This is a genomic window from Pseudomonas sp. PS01301 (genome assembly GCF_029960215.1).
GTDB lineage: Bacteria > Pseudomonadota > Gammaproteobacteria > Pseudomonadales > Pseudomonadaceae > Aquipseudomonas > Aquipseudomonas coleopterorum.
Map to the genome: position 1 here is coordinate 1 of NZ_JASCPM010000053.1, position 18,277 is coordinate 18,277.

15 protein-coding genes, 3 tRNA genes and 1 riboswitch are annotated in these 18,277 nt (G+C 62.9%); of the genes, 15 read left to right on the forward strand and 3 right to left on the reverse strand.

Features of this window, described 5'->3' with window-relative positions; genetic code table 11:
* Window positions 1-295 precede the first annotated feature (295 nt).
* The 7 genes from QMX89_RS20155 (at window position 296) to astE (ending at window position 7,934) form a co-directional block, all read left to right on the forward strand.
* Window positions 296-1,516, forward strand: a complete 1,221-nt coding sequence (locus tag QMX89_RS20155; RefSeq protein WP_090359581.1) for an aspartate aminotransferase family protein — start codon at window positions 296-298, stop codon at window positions 1,514-1,516.
* A gap of 90 nt (window positions 1,517-1,606) precedes the next feature.
* The gene (aruF, locus tag QMX89_RS20160) at window positions 1,607-2,635 is read left to right on the forward strand and encodes an arginine/ornithine succinyltransferase subunit alpha (protein WP_056843778.1); all 1,029 of its coding nucleotides are present in this window, start codon (window positions 1,607-1,609) and stop codon (window positions 2,633-2,635) included.
* A 60-nt stretch (window positions 2,636-2,695) separates the two neighbouring features.
* Window positions 2,696-3,724, forward strand: coding sequence for an arginine N-succinyltransferase (gene astA, locus QMX89_RS20165; RefSeq protein WP_049862157.1), 1,029 nt, complete (start codon window positions 2,696-2,698; stop codon window positions 3,722-3,724).
* Window positions 3,721-5,187, forward strand: coding sequence for a succinylglutamate-semialdehyde dehydrogenase (gene astD, locus QMX89_RS20170; RefSeq protein WP_282349597.1), 1,467 nt, complete (start codon window positions 3,721-3,723; stop codon window positions 5,185-5,187). The genes astA and astD overlap by 4 nt, the downstream gene beginning before the upstream one ends.
* A 49-nt stretch (window positions 5,188-5,236) precedes the next feature.
* Complete coding sequence (gene astB / locus QMX89_RS20175) at window positions 5,237-6,580, forward strand: N-succinylarginine dihydrolase (RefSeq protein WP_282349587.1); 1,344 nt, start codon at window positions 5,237-5,239, stop codon at window positions 6,578-6,580.
* A 37-nt stretch (window positions 6,581-6,617) separates the two neighbouring features.
* Window positions 6,618-6,908 (forward strand): hypothetical protein, encoded by a 291-nt coding sequence (locus tag QMX89_RS20180; RefSeq protein ID WP_043185377.1) that lies wholly within the window; start codon window positions 6,618-6,620, stop codon window positions 6,906-6,908.
* Window positions 6,909-6,935: 27 nt separating this feature from the next.
* The gene (gene astE / locus QMX89_RS20185; RefSeq protein ID WP_056843775.1) at window positions 6,936-7,934 is read left to right on the forward strand and encodes a succinylglutamate desuccinylase; all 999 of its coding nucleotides are present in this window, start codon (window positions 6,936-6,938) and stop codon (window positions 7,932-7,934) included.
* Window positions 7,935-7,937: 3 nt separating this feature from the next.
* On the opposite strand, the gene QMX89_RS20190 is transcribed toward astE, so the two are convergent.
* Both QMX89_RS20190 and QMX89_RS20195 read right to left on the reverse strand, forming a co-directional pair.
* Window positions 7,938-9,113 carry a M91 family zinc metallopeptidase gene (locus QMX89_RS20190; protein WP_282349588.1) on the reverse strand — a complete coding sequence of 392 codons (1,176 nt, stop codon included), beginning with the start codon at window positions 9,111-9,113 and terminating at the stop codon, window positions 7,938-7,940.
* Window positions 9,114-9,278: 165 nt separating this feature from the next.
* A complete protein-coding gene (locus QMX89_RS20195; protein WP_056843773.1) occupies window positions 9,279-9,782 on the reverse strand; it encodes a 6,7-dimethyl-8-ribityllumazine synthase in 504 nt (167 codons plus the stop codon).
* A 105-nt stretch (window positions 9,783-9,887) separates the two neighbouring features.
* A riboswitch (FMN riboswitch) is annotated at window positions 9,888-10,045 on the reverse strand.
* A 140-nt stretch (window positions 10,046-10,185) separates the two neighbouring features.
* Between QMX89_RS20195 and ltaE the strand changes: the two genes are divergently transcribed.
* The 7 genes from ltaE to QMX89_RS20230 all read left to right on the forward strand — a co-directional run bounded on the left by ltaE (window position 10,186) and on the right by QMX89_RS20230 (window position 16,092).
* Window positions 10,186-11,190, forward strand: a complete 1,005-nt coding sequence (gene ltaE / locus QMX89_RS20200; protein WP_282349589.1) for a low-specificity L-threonine aldolase — start codon at window positions 10,186-10,188, stop codon at window positions 11,188-11,190.
* A 145-nt stretch (window positions 11,191-11,335) separates the two neighbouring features.
* Window positions 11,336-13,960 (forward strand): alanine--tRNA ligase, encoded by a 2,625-nt coding sequence (gene alaS / locus QMX89_RS20205; protein WP_049862151.1) that lies wholly within the window; start codon window positions 11,336-11,338, stop codon window positions 13,958-13,960.
* An 87-nt stretch (window positions 13,961-14,047) separates the two neighbouring features.
* Entirely contained in the window at window positions 14,048-15,280 is a 1,233-nt protein-coding gene (locus QMX89_RS20210) for an aspartate kinase (RefSeq protein WP_043185392.1), read from the forward strand.
* A gap of 134 nt (window positions 15,281-15,414) precedes the next feature.
* Window positions 15,415-15,603, forward strand: a complete 189-nt coding sequence (csrA, locus tag QMX89_RS20215; RefSeq protein ID WP_043185394.1) for a carbon storage regulator CsrA — start codon at window positions 15,415-15,417, stop codon at window positions 15,601-15,603.
* Between the two features lie 62 nt (window positions 15,604-15,665).
* Window positions 15,666-15,756: transfer RNA gene (locus tag QMX89_RS20220), tRNA-Ser, on the forward strand.
* Between the two features lie 106 nt (window positions 15,757-15,862).
* Window positions 15,863-15,939, forward strand: a tRNA-Arg gene (locus tag QMX89_RS20225).
* A gap of 76 nt (window positions 15,940-16,015) precedes the next feature.
* A tRNA-Arg gene (locus QMX89_RS20230) sits at window positions 16,016-16,092 on the forward strand.
* Between the two features lie 20 nt (window positions 16,093-16,112).
* Here QMX89_RS20230 and QMX89_RS20235 read toward each other — a convergent pair.
* Window positions 16,113-16,529: a hypothetical protein gene (locus QMX89_RS20235; protein ID WP_282349591.1), complete on the reverse strand. Its 417-nt coding sequence runs from the start codon at window positions 16,527-16,529 to the stop codon at window positions 16,113-16,115.
* A gap of 298 nt (window positions 16,530-16,827) precedes the next feature.
* Here QMX89_RS20235 and mgtE point away from each other — a divergent pair, with 298 nt between their 5' ends.
* Window positions 16,828-18,276 (forward strand): magnesium transporter, encoded by a 1,449-nt coding sequence (gene mgtE, locus QMX89_RS20240; RefSeq protein ID WP_056843768.1) that lies wholly within the window; start codon window positions 16,828-16,830, stop codon window positions 18,274-18,276.
* The last annotated feature ends 1 nt before the right edge of the window (window position 18,277 follow it).

The following is an 18,277-nucleotide window of genomic DNA, read 5'->3' on the forward strand; positions in this document are numbered from 1 at the left end:
GGCAGAGCCCGCTCCCACAGGGAAGCAGAAGCAAGCTATGTCCGCGAAGGGTGCCCTCGCACCAGAATGTGGGAGCGGGCTCTGCCCGCGAAGGGCGCGCCGCGGTATATCGGGCTGAACCGCAAGGCGAGCGTCTTTCTATCCCTATATGTCGCATTCGCGACAACCCCCGTAGAATGGCGGTTTGGCGCTGTAACAAGTTGTCGCATGGCGGCAATGCCGCGCGTGCACCAGTCCTTACAATTCCCCATCGCTCGCCCATTTTGCGCTGAGCGTTCCTTGACAGGAGACTCCGATGTCCGTTGAGCAAGCCCCCGTGCAACGTGCCGATTTCGACCAGGTAATGGTTCCCAACTATGCGCCGGCCGCTTTCATTCCCGTGCGCGGTGCCGGTTCCCGGGTATGGGATCAGGCCGGTCGCGAGCTCATCGATTTCTCCGGTGGCATCGCCGTCAACGTCCTGGGCCACGCGCACCCGGCATTGGTCGGCGCCTTGACCGAACAGGCCAACAAGCTGTGGCATGTGTCCAACGTCTTCACCAACGAGCCGACCCTGCGCCTGGCCAAGAAGCTGGTCGACGCCACCTTCGCCGACCGGGTGTTCTTCTGCAATTCCGGCGCCGAAGCCAACGAGGCCGCCTTCAAGTTGGCCCGGCGTGTGGCGCACGACAAATTCGGTCCCGAGAAATACGAGATCGTTTCGGCCATCAATAGCTTCCACGGTCGCACGTTGTTTACCGTCAGCGTCGGCGGTCAGCCGAAATACTCCGATGGCTTCGGTCCGAAAATCACCGGCATCCGTCACGTTCCGTACAACGACCTCGAAGCACTGAAAGCGGCGGTGTCCGAGAAGACTTGCGCCGTGGTCCTGGAACCGGTTCAGGGCGAAGGCGGCGTGGTGCCTGCCGACCCGGCCTACCTGCAAGGCGCGCGCGACCTGTGCGACCAGTTCAATGCCCTGTTGGTGTTCGACGAAGTGCAAAGCGGGATGGGCCGCAGCGGCGAGCTGTACAGCTACATGAACTACGGCGTGACCCCGGATATCCTCTCCAGCGCCAAGAGCCTGGGGGGCGGCTTCCCCATCGGCGCGATGCTGACCACCGACGCACTGGCCAAGCATTTCGCGGTCGGCGTGCATGGCACCACCTATGGCGGCAACCCGTTGGCTTGCGCCGTCGCCGAGGCGGTGCTCGACGTGGTCAACACCCCGCAAGTGCTGGCCGGCGTCAAGGCCCGGCACCAGCGCTTCAAGACGCGCCTGGAGCAGATTGGCCAGCGCTATGGCGTGTTCACCGAGGTGCGCGGCTTGGGCCTGCTGATCGGCTGCGCCTTGAGCGACGCCTGGAAGGGGCGCGCCAAGGACTTCTTCAATGCTGCCGAGCAGCATGACCTGATGATCCTGCAAGCCGGTCCCGACGTGGTGCGCTTTGCCCCGAGCCTGGTCATCGAGGAAGCCGACATCGATGAAGGCCTGGACCGTTTCGAGCGCGCCGTGGCGCACCTGACCCAGGCCTGAACGGCCTGCTCGCGGTGCCTGCCCCCGGTCGGCGCCGCCTTTGCAATCGACCGCTGCAATCGACTGCTTCAATCGACAAGGAGTGACACCATGCTGGTAATGCGCCCTGCGCAAATGGCTGACTTGGCCGAGGTTCAGCGGCTGGCCGCCGACAGCCCCATCGGTGTCACTTCCCTGCCTGACGACGCCGGCCGGTTGAGCGACAAGATCAGCAAGTCGGAAGCGTCCTTCGCTGCCGAAGTCAGCTTCAACGGTGAAGAGAGCTATTTCTTCGTGCTCGAAGACCTGGCCACCCAGCGTCTGGTGGGGTGCTCGGCGATCGTCGCCTCCGCCGGTTATTCCGAACCGTTCTACAGTTTTCGCAACGAGACCTTCGTGCATGCTTCGCGCGAGCTGAAGATCCACAACAAGATTCACGTCCTGTCGCAGTGCCACGACCTGACCGGCAACAGCCTGTTGACCAGCTTCTACGTGGTGCCCGAGCTGGTGGGCAGTATCTGGGCCGAACTCAACTCCCGCGCCCGCCTGCTGTTCATGGCCAACCACCCGGAGCGCTTCGCCGATTCAGTGGTGACCGAGATCGTCGGCTACAGCGACGAGCAGGGTGATTCGCCCTTCTGGGACGCAATCGGCCGCAATTTCTTCGACCTCAACTACGCCGAGGCCGAACGCCTGTGCGGCATCAAGAGCCGCACGTTTCTTGCCGAACTGATGCCGCATTACCCGATCTACGTGCCGCTGCTGCCTGACCAGGCCCAGGAGGCCATGGGCCAGGTGCATCCACGGGCTCAGGTGACGTTCGACATCCTGATGCGCGAAGGCTTCGAGACCGATCATTACATCGATATCTTCGACGGCGGGCCGACCTTGCATGCCCGTGTGTCGGGCATTCGCTCCATCGCCCACAGCCGGGTGGTCCCGGTCAAGCTGGTCGCGGCCAGCGATGAGCGCGGTGGACCGGGCCGGCCCTATCTGGTTTCCAACGGCCTGCTGCAGGATTATCGCGCGGTGTTGCTGGAGCTCGACTGGGTGCCCGGCAAGCCGGTCGGCCTGGATCTGGCGACAGCCGAAGCGCTGGGTGTGGGCGAGGGCGCCAGCGTGCGCCTGGTTGCAGTTTGATACCTGGTTGAACAGGCCGAGTTCTGCGGGTGCCGTGCGGTGCCCGCTCGAGGAGAAAGCATGATCGTTCGTCCCGTACGCAGCAGCGACCTGCCAGCGCTGATCGAATTGGCCCGCAGCACCGGCCCCGGCCTGACCACCCTGCCAGCCAACGAAGAGCGGCTGGCGCACCGCGTCGGCTGGGCCGAGAAAACCTTCCGTGGCGAAGCCGAGCGCGGCGATGCCGATTACCTGTTCGTCCTTGAAGACGACGACGGCACGGTCGTGGGCATTTCGGCCATCGCCGGCGCCGTGGGTCAGCGCGAGCCCTGGTACAACTACCGGGTGGGGCTGACGGTCAGCGCCTCGAAGGAACTGAACATCTATCGCGAGATTCCCACGCTGTTCCTGGCCAACGACCTGACCGGCAATTCGGAACTGTGTTCGCTGTTCCTGCGCGAGGGTTACCGCAAGGGCCTGAACGGCCGTTTGCTGGCCAAGGCGCGGCTGCTGTTCATCGCCCAGTTTCCGGAGCTGTTCGGGCGCAAGGTGATTGCCGAGATGCGCGGCATTTCCGATGCCGACGGACGCTCGCCGTTCTGGGAAAGCCTGGGTCGGCATTTCTTCAAGATGGAATTCAGTCAGGCCGACTACCTCACCGGTGTTGGCAATCGCGCCTTCATCGCCGAGCTGATGCCCAAGTTCCCGCTGTACAGCTGCTTTCTGTCGCCGGCGGCGCGGGAAGTGATCGGCAAGGTTCACCCGGACACCGAGCCGGCGCTGACGATGCTCAAAGCCGAGGGCTTCAGCTATCAGGGTTACGTCGACATCTTCGACGCAGGCCCGGCCGTGGAATGCGAAACCAGCAAGATCCGCGCGGTCCACGACAGCAAGAGCCTGGTCCTGGCCATCGGCACCCCAGGTGACGATGCGCCACCGTTCCTGATTTACAACCGCGAGCGCGAAGCGTGCCGCATCACCGCAGCCCCTGCGCGTTTCGCCTCCGGCACCCTGGTGGTCGATCCGTTGACCGCCCGCCGCCTGCAACTGAGCGCGGGCGATCAGGTGCGCGCAGTGCCCATGACCCCGCCAGCACGGGAGGTGCTCTGATGAATACCCTGTACATCGATGGTCAATGGCTGCCGGGCGAAGGCGAGCAGCTGACGTCGCTCAATCCCGTGGGTCAGGCCGTGGTCTGGCAGGGATGCTGCGCCAGCGCCGAGCAGGTGGACAAAGCCGTTCTGGCGGCGCGGCATGCCTTCGTGGGTTGGGCGAGCCAGCCGCTGTCGGCGCGCATCACCGTGCTGCACGCGTTCGCCGATCGGCTCAAGGCCTGCGCCAACGAACTGGCGCAGTGCATTGGCGAAGAAACCGGCAAGCCATTGTGGGAAGCGGCCACCGAAGTGACCAGCATGGTCAACAAGGTCGCTATCTCGATTCAGAGTCACGCCGAGCGCACCGGTGAGAAGAGCGCACCCCTGGCCGATGCCACGGCGGCCCTGCGGCACAAGCCCCACGGTGTGGTGGCGGTGTTCGGCCCGTACAACTTCCCCGGTCACCTGCCCAACGGCCATATCGTGCCGGCGCTGCTGGCCGGCAACTGCGTGCTCTTCAAACCCAGCGAACTGACGCCCAAGGTGGCCGAGCTGACCGTGCGCTGCTGGGCCGAAGCCGGGCTGCCAGCGGGCGTGCTGAACCTGCTGCAGGGTGGTCGCGAGACGGGTATGGCGCTGGCTGCCAACGCCGGGCTCGACGGGCTGTTCTTCACCGGTTCCAGTGCCACCGGCAATCTGCTGCATCAGCAGTTCGCTGGCCAGCCAGGCAAGATCCTCGCGTTGGAAATGGGTGGCAATAACCCGCTCGTGGTCGAGCAGGTCCAGGACCTGGATGCGGCGGTCTATACCATCATCCAATCGGCGTTCATTTCCGCCGGGCAGCGGTGCACCTGCGCGCGGCGCTTGCTGGTACCCGCCGGGGCGTGGGGCGACCGGTTGCTCGAGCGGCTGGTGCAGGTCTGCGCCACCCTCGAAGTCGGCGAATACGACCGCCAGCCGGCGCCGTTCATGGGTTCGGTGATCTCGCTGCAAGCGGCACAGGCGCTGCTCGAGGCGCAGGAACACCTGCTGAACAGCGGCGCGGTCAGCCTGCTGAGCATGACCCAGCCACGGGCCGACGCGGCCTTGCTCACCCCCGGCATCCTCGACGTCACCCAGGCTCACGGTCGTCGCGACGAAGAGCTGTTCGGCCCGCTGCTGCAAGTGGTGCGCTACGGGGATTTCGATGCGGCCATCGCCGAAGCCAACGCCACCCAATACGGGCTGGCGGCAGGTTTGCTGTCGGATTCCGAACAACGCTATCGTGAATTCTGGCTGCGCAGCCGGGCGGGTATCGTCAACTGGAACAAGCAGCTGACCGGCGCCGCCAGCAGCGCGCCGTTCGGCGGTGTCGGCGCGTCCGGCAACCACCGCGCCAGCGCCTACTACGCCGCCGACTATTGCGCCTATCCAGTGGCCTCGCTGGAAACCCCCGCGCTCAGTCTGCCGGCGACCCTGAGTCCGGGCATCACGCTGTAGAACGTCGTAGCAACGTTGCGTACAAGAACAGATCCACGGAGCCGAACCGATGAAACCCTGTGAAGTGAATTTCGATGGCCTGGTGGGGCCGACCCACAACTACGGTGGGTTGTCCTACGGCAACGTGGCGTCGCAGAGCAACAGCCAGCAAGGCTCGAACCCGCGCGAAGCGGCTCGTCAGGGCCTGGCCAAGATGAAAGCGCTGATGGAACTGGGCTTCACCCAGGGTGTGCTGGCGCCCCAGGAACGCCCTGATGTGGCTGCGCTGCGGCGCCTGGGCTTTACCGGCAGCGATGCCGAGGTGATCGCCCAAGCCGCGCGCGACGCAATGCCGCTGTTGGTGGCCAGTTGCTCGGCGTCGAGCATGTGGGTTGCCAACGCGGCGACCGTCAGCCCCAGCGCGGACACCGCCGATGGCCGCGTGCATTTCACCGCCGCCAACCTCAACTGCAAGTTCCACCGCAGCATCGAGCACCCCACCACAAGCCGTGTGTTGCAGGCGATGTTCGCCAACCCGACCTATTTCGCTCATCACCAGGCGCTGCCTGCCGTTGCTCAGTTCGGCGACGAGGGCGCCGCCAACCACACCCGCCTGTGCCGGGACTATGGCGAGGCGGGGGTGGAATTCTTCGTCTACGGTCGCAGTGCCTTCGACGCGCGCCTGCCCGCGCCGCAGAAGTATCCCGCGCGCCAGACCCTGGAAGCGTCCCAGGCCGTGGCCCGGCTGCATGGGCTGGGCGAGGAGGGCGTGGTGTTCGCCCAGCAGAATCCGGACGTCATCGATCAGGGCGTGTTTCACAACGACGTGATCGCGGTCGGTAATGGCGAGTTGCTGTTCCACCACCAGGACGCGTTCCTCGACAGCGACCGCGTGCTGGCCGAACTGCAGACCAAGCTCGCCGCGCGGGGCGGGCGTTTGCAGGCGATCGGCGTGCCCCGCGCCGAGGTCTCGGTGGACGATGCCGTGCGCACCTACCTGTTCAACAGCCAGTTGCTCAGCCGTGCCGACGGCAGCATGCTGCTGGTGGTCCCGGAAGAATGCCGCGCCAACCCGCGTGTCTGGAGTTATCTGGAACGCCTGACCGGGCAAGGCACCGGCATTGCCGAGGTCAAGGTGTTCGACCTCAAGCAAAGCATGCGCAATGGTGGCGGGCCGGCCTGCCTGCGACTGCGCGTGGCGCTCAAGCCCGAGGAGCTGGCAGCGGTCAACCCTGGCGTGATCCTGACGCCTGCGCTGTACGAAACGCTGAACGACTGGGTCGAGCGCCATTACCGCGACCGCCTGGTCGAGGCCGATATGGCCGACCCGCAACTGCTGATCGAATGCCGCGAGGCATTGGACGAGCTGACTCGGATCCTGGCACTGGGTTCGGTCTATCCTTTCCAGCTCTGACCATTTTTTCAACACTGAATATCATTGAGGTAACTGTATGTCCGACGCCCTGCGCTTGATTCTCGAAGACACCGACGGCACCCAACTGGAAACCTCCTGCACCCGCTTCTGCGTGGTCTGGCAGGGCAAGGAAGTCTGGATTCAGCACGATGGCCGTGGCCAGCTGCTGATCGGCGTGGACGTCGAAGAAGGAGATGCCGAATACGCCAACCTGTTGCTGCGACCCCTGGCGACCAACCTGGTCAGCCTGCAGCTGGAAATGGAACCGGCCGATGCGGGCGCCGAAGAAGAGGACGGTCACGTTCACGGTCCGGACTGCAACCACTAAAACTCCATCCTTCAGGGACGCCGCCCCATGCTCGCTCTTGGCAAACTGCTCGACTTGACCTTGGCCGGCCGCGAGCCGGCGCAGAAGATCCAGCTGACCACCGGCGGCGTCAGCCTGCGCTGGCTCGGGGAAGGCGCCCTGGAAGTGCGCCCCGCGGCCAACACCGACAGCGGCCTCGACTTGCTGCTGTCGGCCGGTGTGCACGGCAATGAAACCGCGCCCATCGAATTGCTCGACACGCTTGTTCAGGCCATCGCCCGCGGTCAGTTGGTTCCCCGCGCACGTATCCTGTTTCTGTTCGGCAACCCTGAAGCGATGCGCCGTGGCGTCCGCTACATCGAGCGCGACGTCAACCGGCTGTTCAACGGCCGACACGACGCTGTCAGCGGCAACGAAGCCTTGCGTGCCTGCGAACTGGAACGCCTGGCCACGACCTTCTTCAGCCTGCCGCAGCGCACGCGTCTGCACTACGACCTGCACACCGCCATCCGTGGTTCACGGATCGAGCAGTTCGCCCTCTATCCCTGGAAGCAGGGCCGCGAGCATTCCCGGCAAGAGCTGGTGCGCCTGCAGGCGGCAGGCATGCGCGCCGTGTTGCTGCAGAACAAGCCTTCCATCACGTTCAGCGCGTTCACCTACGAGCAGCTCGACGCCGAAGCCTTTACCCTGGAGCTGGGCAAGGCCAGGCCATTCGGGCAGAACGCCGAGGTCGACCTGAGTCGTCTGGAGGCCAGCCTGCGGCAGTTGATCGAAGGGGTCGAGACTGACCTCGAACAGCCACTGGATCAGTTGGTGCTGTTTTCCGTGTCACGTGAAGTCATCAAGCACACGGATGCCTTCCGCCTGCATCTGGATGACGATATCGAGAATTTCACCGAGCTGGATCAAGGCTACCTGCTGGCCGAAGACGGACGCGAACAGCGCTGGGTCGTGGAAGAACAGGGCGCGCGGATCATCTTCCCCAACCCCAAGGTTGCCAATGGCCTGCGCGCCGGCATTTTGATCGTGCCGACAACGCAGGTGTGAGGCTCAGGGGTAGTTCAGGCGTGGCGGCAGACCCAACTCGCGGCGCAGGCTGTTTTCATTGAACGGATCCGGATTGGTGTTCAACGGCGGTGTTTGCGGGTCGTCGTCGAAGTCGAACGGGGGATGTTCGGTCGGCAGGCCGACCACTTGACGCTCGTGATCGAAGCCGAACATCGACCCTGTGGCGAAGTTATAGGCATGGCACAGCTCGTGGTACAGCACCACCACGGGAAAACTACCCGGCGGTTGCCAGGCGGGGTTGTAGACCAGTTCGCCGGATTGTCCTGCGGGTGCGCGCTGACCATCGATCACCGGCCAATGCGGGTGGCCGAAATAGCCATTGGGTTCATGGGTAAAGCGCACGGTTACCTGTGTGCCATGGGCACTGGCTGCCTCATCCAGCGCCTGCAGCAGTAAACGCGCAGTGGGCGAGGTGCGCAGCAGATCAAGGTCGGCTTCTACCCGTTTGACGAATCCATCGCTGCCTTCGATACGCAGGGCTTGATCGCCTGCGCGGTGACTGCCGCCCCGATGCAGGCGCAGCGTGCCTTTCTCGCGCAGGATCAGATCGTTCTCGTCACTGCTGTAGACCACGTTGCTGCCTGAGCCGGGGAATATCGAATCCTCGCCCGGGCCGGGACTGATGATGCTCAGGCCTGCGCCTGCTACCAGGCGATCATCACCTTCGCCGCCGGCCATGAAGGTCAGCTGTTCACCGCCAAAGCAGGTGTCGTCGCCGTCTCCGGCATAGATCGTGTGCATCCCGTGACCACGGGTCAGTACGGTGTCGTTGCCTGCACCGGAGTCGATGTAGAAGTTGCCCGCCCCAACCTTTATCAGGTCATCGCCGGCACCGGTGCGCAGCGTTATCTTGCCTCGCAGTCTTTCCGTGCGCACCGTGTCGTCGCCGGCATCGGTGTCGATGATCAAGTCAAGCGGCTCAACGATGGGTTCGATACGGTACTGCAGGCCGTTGAGCGTCAGCAACAGCGTGCCATCGCTGGCGTCGAGGCGCAGTTGGTCATCGGCGCTCGTCGTGGCGATCAACAGACGCGGTACGGGGGCAGCCTCGAAGTCGATGCGAACCTGCAGATCGGCATAGGGCAGCGAATGACTGTCGAGCTCGTGGGCAGGTTGCTCATTGCGGCGAATGAATACCCGAGGGGGGAGAAGTTCCATGGCAGGCTTCCTGTATCCGATAGAGAAGCTGCAGCGTAGGGGGAGGGCAATGCGGAAGAGTGCTACACATGTATCGGGTATGAGGGTTGAGGCCGGTATGTGTGGCGAATCGGCCACGGGACCTTGTCGGAACCCGTGGCCGAACGAACGGCACGCCGTCGAACGTCAGGCGATTTTCTGTTGCTGCTGCAGGCGACGCAGCGCGCGTACTTTCTGTACGGTATCGGCCACGGTGCGCGCGGCTTCCGCGCCCTTGTGCAGGAAGTGGTTGAAGAAGTAGGTGTGATGCTGCTCGCCGTCGTGGAAATGGTGCGGGGTCAGCACCACCGAGAATACCGGCACTTCGGTTTCCAGTTGCACCTGCATCAGCGCGCTGACCACCGACTGGGCGACGAACTCGTGACGGTAGATACCACCGTCCACCACCAGGGCCGCGCCGACCACGGCGGCATAGCGCCCGGTCTTGGCCAGCAGCTTGGCGTGCAGGGGAATTTCGAAAGCGCCGCCGACTTCATAGAAGTCGATATCGGCTTCCTGGTAGCCCAGCACGCGCATTTCTTCGACGAAGCCTTTGCGGCTCTGGTCGACAATATCCTTGTGCCAGCAAGCCTGCACGAAAGCGATCCGTTCGTGGGTGTGGCTCTTGCTGTCAATTGCAGTGGGTTGCATCGGTTCACTCCTGTTCAAGAAAAAAACAGGGCATGTGGATCGAAGGGGATCTGTGGGTACATGCGCATGGCACGGCCCTGCGTTGGCCTTTTGAAGGTGTCGCAATCCCGTTCTCTCTTCATCCGGACTATGACCGTCGGCCCCGGGATCACACCGGGTCTGCTGACCTTGCGGGCCGTTGCCGGCTCACAAGCGCTCGCGGGCTCGACGCGTTGCGCGCCATCACCGCCGGTGGGGAGTTGCACCCCGCCCTGAGAACGTTTGCCACCCCCATGGGGCGGCGCTGGTTTTGTAACATACTTGCGGACGCGCTGAATAGCGGCCCGGACAATTGTTTCACCAAGGCTTGATTCGTGGCCGCGCAACCCGCAGTAATAGAGGCTGACACGAACCCGAGGCCATCATGTCCATCATCGACCTGCGCAGTGACACCGTTACTCAGCCCACGCCCGGCATGCTTGCGGTCATGCACGCGGCGCCGACCGGCGATGATGTCTATGGCGAAGACCCGACGGTCAACCGCCTCGAAGCCAGGCTGGCAGCCGATCTGGGTTTCCAGGCGGCGCTGTTCGTGCCCAGTGGCACCATGAGCAACCTGCTCGGCCTCATGGCTCACTGCGAGCGTGGCGAGGAGTACATCGTCGGGCAGCAGGCACACACCTACAAATACGAAGGCGGCGGGGCTGCCGTGCTCGGCTCCATCCAGCCCCAGCCCCTGGAATTCCAGCCTGACGGCACGCTGGACCTGTGTCAGGTCAAGGCGGCGATCAAGCCCGACGATTTCCATTTCGCCCGCACCCGTCTGCTGGCGTTGGAAAACACCATGCAGGGCAAGGTATTGCCGCTGAGCTACCTGGACCAGGCCCGCGACTTCACCCGCGCGCACGGCCTGCAACTGCACCTGGACGGAGCCCGGCTGTACAACGCAGCGGTCAAGCTGGGTGTGCCGGCAAGTGACATCACCCAGTATTTCGATTCAGTCTCGGTGTGCTTGTCCAAAGGGCTTGGCGCACCGGTCGGTTCGGTGCTGTGCGGTTCCCAGGCGTACATCGCCAAAGCGCGGCGTTTGCGCAAGATGGTTGGCGGCGGCATGCGCCAGGCCGGGATTCTGGCGGCTGCCGGGCTCTACGCGCTGGATCATCAGGTGCAGCGCCTGGCGCAGGATCACGCCCATGCCGCTCGCTTGGCCGAAGGACTGCAGGCACAGAGTTACACCGTCGAGCCGGTACAGACCAACATGGTCTACGTGCACTTGGATGCCCGCGCCGGCGCGTTCAAGGAATTCGCCGCCGCCCGTGGCGTCACCGTGACGGCCGCGCCGCGGCTGCGCATGGTCACCCATCTGGATGTCGATGCGCAGCAGATCGAGCAGGTCGTCGGTGTATTCGCCGATTTCGCGCGCAGCTGACCGCTTTGCTGTCCAATTGAGTGGACCAATCGTATAAACACACTGTACCCAGGCCGCAGGGCCTATATAATGCGGCCCTTTGCCGTCGCATCGCCTGTTGGGCGTGCGCACTGGCCTCTGGCCGCAGCCTGTCGTGGAAGAACCTATGAAAAGCGCAGAAATCCGTGAAGCCTTCCTTCGCTTCTTCGAGGAGCAAGGCCACACCCGAGTCGCCTCCAGCTCCCTGATCCCGGGCAACGACCCGACCCTGCTGTTCACCAACGCGGGGATGAACCAGTTCAAGGACTGCTTCCTGGGCCAGGAGAAGCGCGCCTACACCCGTGCCGTGAGCAGCCAGAAGTGCGTACGCGCCGGTGGCAAGCACAACGACCTGGAAAACGTCGGCTACACCGCCCGCCACCACACCTTCTTCGAGATGCTGGGCAACTTCAGCTTTGGCGATTACTTCAAGCGTGACGCGATCACCTATGCCTGGACGTTCCTGACGTCCGAGCTGTGGCTGAACCTGCCCAAGGAAAAACTCTGGGTCACGGTCTACGCCAGCGACGACGAAGCCTACGATATCTGGACCAAGGAAATCGGCGTGCCGGCCGAGCGCATGGTTCGCATCGGTGACAACAAGGGCGCTCCCTATGCGTCCGACAACTTCTGGACCATGGGCGACACTGGCCCCTGCGGTCCCTGCACCGAGATTTTCTACGACCACGGCGCCGACATCTGGGGTGGCCCACCCGGCTCGCCCGAGGAAGACGGCGACCGTTACATCGAGATCTGGAACAACGTGTTCATGCAGTTCAACCGCACCGCCGACGGGGTTCTGCACCCGTTGCCGGCGCCGTCGGTGGACACCGGCATGGGCCTGGAGCGGGTCAGTGCGGTCCTGCAACATGTCAATTCCAACTACGAGATCGACCTGTTCCAGAGCCTGCTCGAAGCGTCGGCCAGCGCCATCGGCTGCGCCAACCAGGGCCAGGCCTCGCTCAAGGTCGTGGCCGACCACATCCGTTCCTGCGGCTTCCTGATCGCCGACGGCGTGCTGCCGTCCAACGAAGGCCGTGGCTACGTGCTGCGCCGCATCATTCGCCGGGCCTGCCGTCACGGCAACAAGCTGGGTGCCCAGGGCAGCTTCTTCTACCAGATCGTCGCCGCCCTGGTGGCCGAGATGGGCGATGCCTTCCCGGAACTCAAAAGCCAGCAGGCGCACATCGAACGCGTGCTCAAGGCCGAGGAAGAGCAGTTCGCCAAGACCCTGGAGCAGGGCTTGAAGATCCTCGAGCAGGATCTGGCCGAGCTCAAGGGCAGCGTCGTGCCGGGTGATGTGGTGTTCAAGCTCTACGACACCTACGGCTTCCCGATGGACCTGACCGGTGACATCGCCCGCGAACGCGAGCTGACCCTGGACGAGGCCGGTTTCGAGCGCGAAATGAACGCACAGCGCGAACGCGCCCGTTCGGCCAGCTCATTCGGCATGGACTACAACAGCCTGATCAAGGTCGATGTACCCACCGTGTTCCTGGGCTACGACGCCAACCACGGCAATGGCAAGGTCATTGCGCTGTACAAGGACGGTGTCGCGGTCGACGTATTGAAAGAGGGCGAGGAGGGCGTGGTCATCCTCGACCAGACGCCGTTCTACGGCGAGTCCGGTGGCCAGGTCGGTGACCGTGGCTACCTGCTGGCCGGCGGTTCGCGCTTCGACGTGCGTGACACCACCAAGACCAGCGGCGCCTTTGTGCACCACGGCGTGGCCGTGCTCAGCGACCTGGCGGTCGGTGTCGAAGTCAGTGCCGTGGTCGACGAAACCCTACAGCGGGCCACCGGCCTGAACCACTCCGCGACCCACTTGCTGCACGCGGCCCTGCGCCAGGTGCTGGGTGATCACGTGCAGCAGAAAGGCTCGTTGGTCGACAGTCAGCGCCTGCGCTTCGACTTCAGCCACTTCGAGGCGATCAAGCCCGAGCAGATCAAGGCGCTGGAAGACATCGTCAACGCCGAGATTCGCAAGAACACGCCGGTGCAGACCGAAGTGATGCCGATCGACGAGGCGCGCAAGAAAGGCGCCATGGCGTTGTTCGGCGAGAAATACGGCGACACCGTGCGCGTGCTGACCATGGGCGGCGATTTTTCGGTGGAGCTGTGCGGGGGCATCCATGCCAAGCGCACCGGCGACATCGGCCTGTTGAAGATCACCAGCGAAGGCGGTGTGGCTTCGGGCGTGCGCCGCATCGAAGCGGTCACCGGCGCGACCGCGCTGAACTACCTGAACCAGGCCGAAGAGCAGCTCAAGGAAGCCGCGCAACTGGTCAAGGGCAGCCGCGACAATCTGATCGACAAGCTCTCGGCAGTCATCGAGCGCAATCGGGCCCTGGAGAAGCAGCTGGAACAGTTGCAGGCCAAGGCCGCCAGCGCCGCTGGCGACGACCTGTCCGCCTCGGCGGTCGAGGTCAAGGGCGTGAAGGTCTTGGCTGCACGTATCGACGGTCAGGACGGCAAGGCGCTGTTGGCGCTGGTCGACCAGTTGAAGAACAAACTGGGCCAGGCCGTGATCCTGCTCGGCGGCGTGCACGACGACAAGGTCGTGCTGGTGTCCGGCGTGACCAAGGACCTGACGGCCCGGCTCAAGGCCGGCGACCTGATGAAGCAGGCGGCGACAGCCGTCGGCGGCAAGGGCGGTGGTCGTCCGGACATGGCCCAGGGCGGCGGCGTGGACGCCAGCGCCCTGGACGCTGCACTGGCCCTGGCCGTGCCGTTCGTGGAAAACGCGAACTGATTCAACCCTCGCCAGGGCTCGTGCCTTTCGCGGCGAGCCCGGTGTTGTATTTAATGGGCGCCCTTCACGGGCTGAGGCGGCTTTGAAATGGCTTTGATCGTACAGAAATTTGGCGGCACCTCGGTGGGCACTGTCGAGCGTATCGAACAGGTCGCCGACAAGGTGAAGAAATTCCACGATGCCGGCGATGACCTGGTGGTCGTACTGTCGGCCATGAGTGGCGAGACCAATCGCCTGATTTCCCTGGCCAAGCAGATCAGCGACCAGCCGGTACCACGCGAGCTGGACGTGATCGTTTCCACCGGCGAGCAGGTCACCATTGCGCTACTGGCCATGGCCCTGATCAAGCGCGGGGTGGATGCGGTGTCGTACACCGGCAATCAGGTGCGCATCCTCACTGACAGCGCACACAACAAGGCGCGCATCCTGCAGATCGACGACCAGAAGATTCGCGCCGACCTCAAGGCCGGCCGAGTGGTGGTCGTGGCGGGTTTCCAGGGGGTCGACGAAAGCGGCAACATCACCACCCTGGGGCGCGGCGGCTCGGACACCACCGGCGTTGCCCTGGCGGCTGCGCTGAAGGCCGACGAATGCCAGATCTACACCGACGTCGATGGTGTCTACACCACCGATCCGCGCGTGGTTGCCCAGGCTCAGCGCCTGGACAAGATCACCTTCGAGGAAATGCTGGAAATGGCCAGCCTCGGTTCCAAGGTGTTGCAGATTCGCGCGGTGGAATTCGCCGGCAAGTACAACGTCCCGCTGCGCGTCCTGCACAGCTTTCAGGAGGGTCCGGGCACCCTCATTACCATTGACGAAGAGGAATCCATGGAACAGCCGATCATTTCCGGCATCGCCTTCAACCGCGATGAAGCCAAGCTGACCATCCGTGGCGTGCCAGACACCCCAGGCGTGGCCTTCAAGATCCTCGGCCCGATCAGCGCGGCGAACATCGAAGTCGACATGATCGTGCAGAATGTTTCTCACGATAACACCACCGATTTCACCTTCACCGTGCACCGCAACGACTACCAGGCGGCGCTGGCCGTGCTGGAGCAGACCGCCAGCGAGATCGGTGCGCGTCAGGTGGTGGGCGATACCAAGATCGCCAAGGTGTCCATCGTCGGTGTCGGTATGCGCTCGCACGCCGGTGTGGCCAGCCGCATGTTCGAGGCCCTGGCCAAGGAAAGCATCAACATCCAGATGATCTCCACTTCCGAAATCAAGGTTTCGGTGGTCATCGAGGAGAAATACCTGGAGCTGGCCGTGCGTGCGCTGCACACGGCTTTCGAGCTCGATGCCGCCCGACAGGGTGACTAACGTGCAGTGAGAGAAGGGCGCGGCTAACCGCGCCCTTCTTTGTTTTCGGGCGATGTCCATGGCTTCCCACCATGGGTGAGTGCCCTTTTTTGCAGACTGTGTTGTCCCTGAAATGAAAGCGTAAGGAGAAAGGTATGCTGATTCTGACTCGTCGGTGCGCGGAAAGCCTGATCATTGGCGACGGTGAAATCACCATCACGGTGCTTGGCGTGAAAGGTGGCCAGGTACGAATCGGGGTGAATGCACCCAAGGAAGTGGCCGTTCACCGCGAAGAAATCTACCTGCGGATCAAGAACGAGAAGGACGACGAACCAAGCCATTAATTTTTATCGTTTTTTATGTTTGCAAACGGGGAAGAAGGTGGTTAATATACGCCCCGTGTTGCGGAGAGCTGGCCGAGTGGCCGAAGGCGCTCCCCTGCTAAGGGAGTACACCTCAAAAGGGTGTCGGGGGTTCGAATCCCCCGTTCTCCGCCATTATTTGCGTAGTACGTTGAATCTGGCTTTTTCTGTAAGTTGTTGAAATTACTGAAAAAAGCGCTTTACAAAAGAAATCGACGGCCTATAATGCGCGGCAACAAATGCACTCGTAGCTCAGCTGGATAGAGTACTCGGCTACGAACCGAGCGGTCACAGGTTCGAATCCTGTCGAGTGCACCATACAAGAAGCTGCTTTCAGCAATGTCTACAGCTTCTGCGTCAACCAGTGGTAACCTGGTCCAACAAAATGCCACCTGCACTCGTAGCTCAGCTGGATAGAGTACTCGGCTACGAACCGAGCGGTCACAGGTTCGAATCCTGTCGAGTGCACCATACAAGTGAAAAGCCCGCATTCAATGCGGGCTTTTTGCTTTCTGCGTTTTAAGTTTTCTGGCGGGCGGCGCCTGCTCTTCAGCCAGATACTTGGGTCTTCTCTTTTTCTTCATGCGACTGGCTTTTTTCGGTGCCTTGACGGGCGGCGTGGGTGGCGCTGCCAACCGTGTACGTGTGCCGTCCTCGACGATCGTCACTGGCAACCGACGGGGCGCCGCCTTGCGCGCCATGGGCTTTCTTCCGGATGCCGGGTTCAGCGCTCGCTGACGCACCCAGGGCTGGGTTTCGGGGCAGTTCGAGTGCGTGAAGGTGATGTGCCCCTGGGGACCTTGGCAGCGCTGCACTACAGCGGCGTCGGCCGATTGCGCCAGCGAAGCCAGCAGCACAAGCGTGAAGAAGGGTCTGTACACCGGTATCCGTCCTTGGTCGTGGGTCATGTTGCCTAGCAGACTAGTCAGCCCTGGCGAAGCACGCGTTGTGCTTTGTTTACCGAATGCGTCGTCCCACCCACGGTGATGCATGATTTGCCAGCGTTGCACGCAAGCAGTTGTTTCAACCCTGTTTTTTTCGCTATGAATCCGTACAAGTTGTGTATGATTGCGCCCGTCAGCCCCGCCGGGGCTTTGGAAAACCTCCATGGACTTACCCAGTAGTTACTCGCTGAAGCTGTATACCCATCAAGAATCGACCGATTGATTCTCCCGGCGTGCCCACTGCTGGGAGTGGAGTTCGCCTATGTCTGAAGTAGAAGCAAAGAAAACGCAGGAAAGCTTGCAGGATCGTCTGGCCCAGGTCGTCGACCTGTTGCAACGCCAGCGTATCGTCGAAAGCCTGGCTCATCGCCAGGAAGGCCAGCACAACGATCTGGTCGAAAATCTGGTTCACCGGCAGAACCTGGTCGAGTTGCAACGCAAGCTCGACGATCTTCACTCCGCCGACGTTGCCTACATTCTCGAAGCCTTGCCTCTGGAAGAGCGCCTGACCGTCTGGCAGTTGGTCAAGGCCGAGCGCGACGGCGACATCCTGCTCGAAGTATCGGACTCGGTACGCGAAACCTTGCTCGCGGACATGGACGATTTCGAGATCCTCGCTGCGGCCAAGGAAATGGACGCCGATGAGCTCGCCGACCTGGCCTCCGAACTGCCGCGCGACGTGGTTCACGAGCTCATGGAAACCCTGGATGCCCAGCAGCGCGAGCGCGTGCGTTCGGCCCTGAGCTACGAGGACGACCAGGTTGGTGCGCTGATGGACTTCGAGATGGTCACCATCCGCGAAGACGTCAGCCTGGAAGTGGTGCTGCGTTACCTGCGCCGTCTCAAGGAGCTGCCGGGCCACACCGACAAATTGTTCGTGGTCGACTCCGACGGCATTCTCAAGGGCGTGCTGCCGATCAAGCGCTTGCTGGTCAACGACCCGGAAAAACAAGTGGCGGCGGTGATGGCCAGCGACACGGTCAGCTTCCATCCCGACGAAGACGGCTACGAAGCCGCTCAGGCGTTCGAGCGCTACGACCTGATTTCCGCGCCCGTGGTGGACAAGCACGGCAAGCTGATCGGGCGTCTGACCATCGACGTCATGGTCGACCTGATTCGTGAAGAAAGCGAAAGCGAAGCGCTGCGCACGGCCGGTCTGCGCGAGGAAGAAGACATCTTCGCCTCGGTATGGCGTTCGCTGCGCAACCGCTGGTCATGGCTGGCGATCAACCTGATCACGGCGTTCATGGCCTCGCGGGTGATCGGTCTGTTCGAAGGCTCGATCGAAAAGCTGGTGGCCCTGGCGGCGTTGATGCCGATCGTGGCCGGTATTGGTGGCAACTCCGGCAACCAGACCATCACCATGATCGTACGTGCCATGGCGCTGGACCAGGTCAGCCCTGGCAACGGCAATACCAAGCGCCTGATGCGCAAGGAACTGGGCGTTGCGCTGGTCAATGGCGTGGTCTGGGGCGGTGTGATCGGGGTTGTGGCGTATCTGCTGTATGGCAGCTGGTCACTGGGCGTGGTGATGACCGCAGCGATGACCCTGAACCTGCTGCTCGCCGCTTTCATGGGTGTATCGATTCCCATGGCCCTGGCCAGGTTCGGTCGCGACCCGGCCATGGGCGCCAGCGTTATGATCACCGCCGTCACCGACAGCGGCGGGTTCTTCATCTTCCTTGGCCTGGCCACCCTGTTCCTGATGTAGG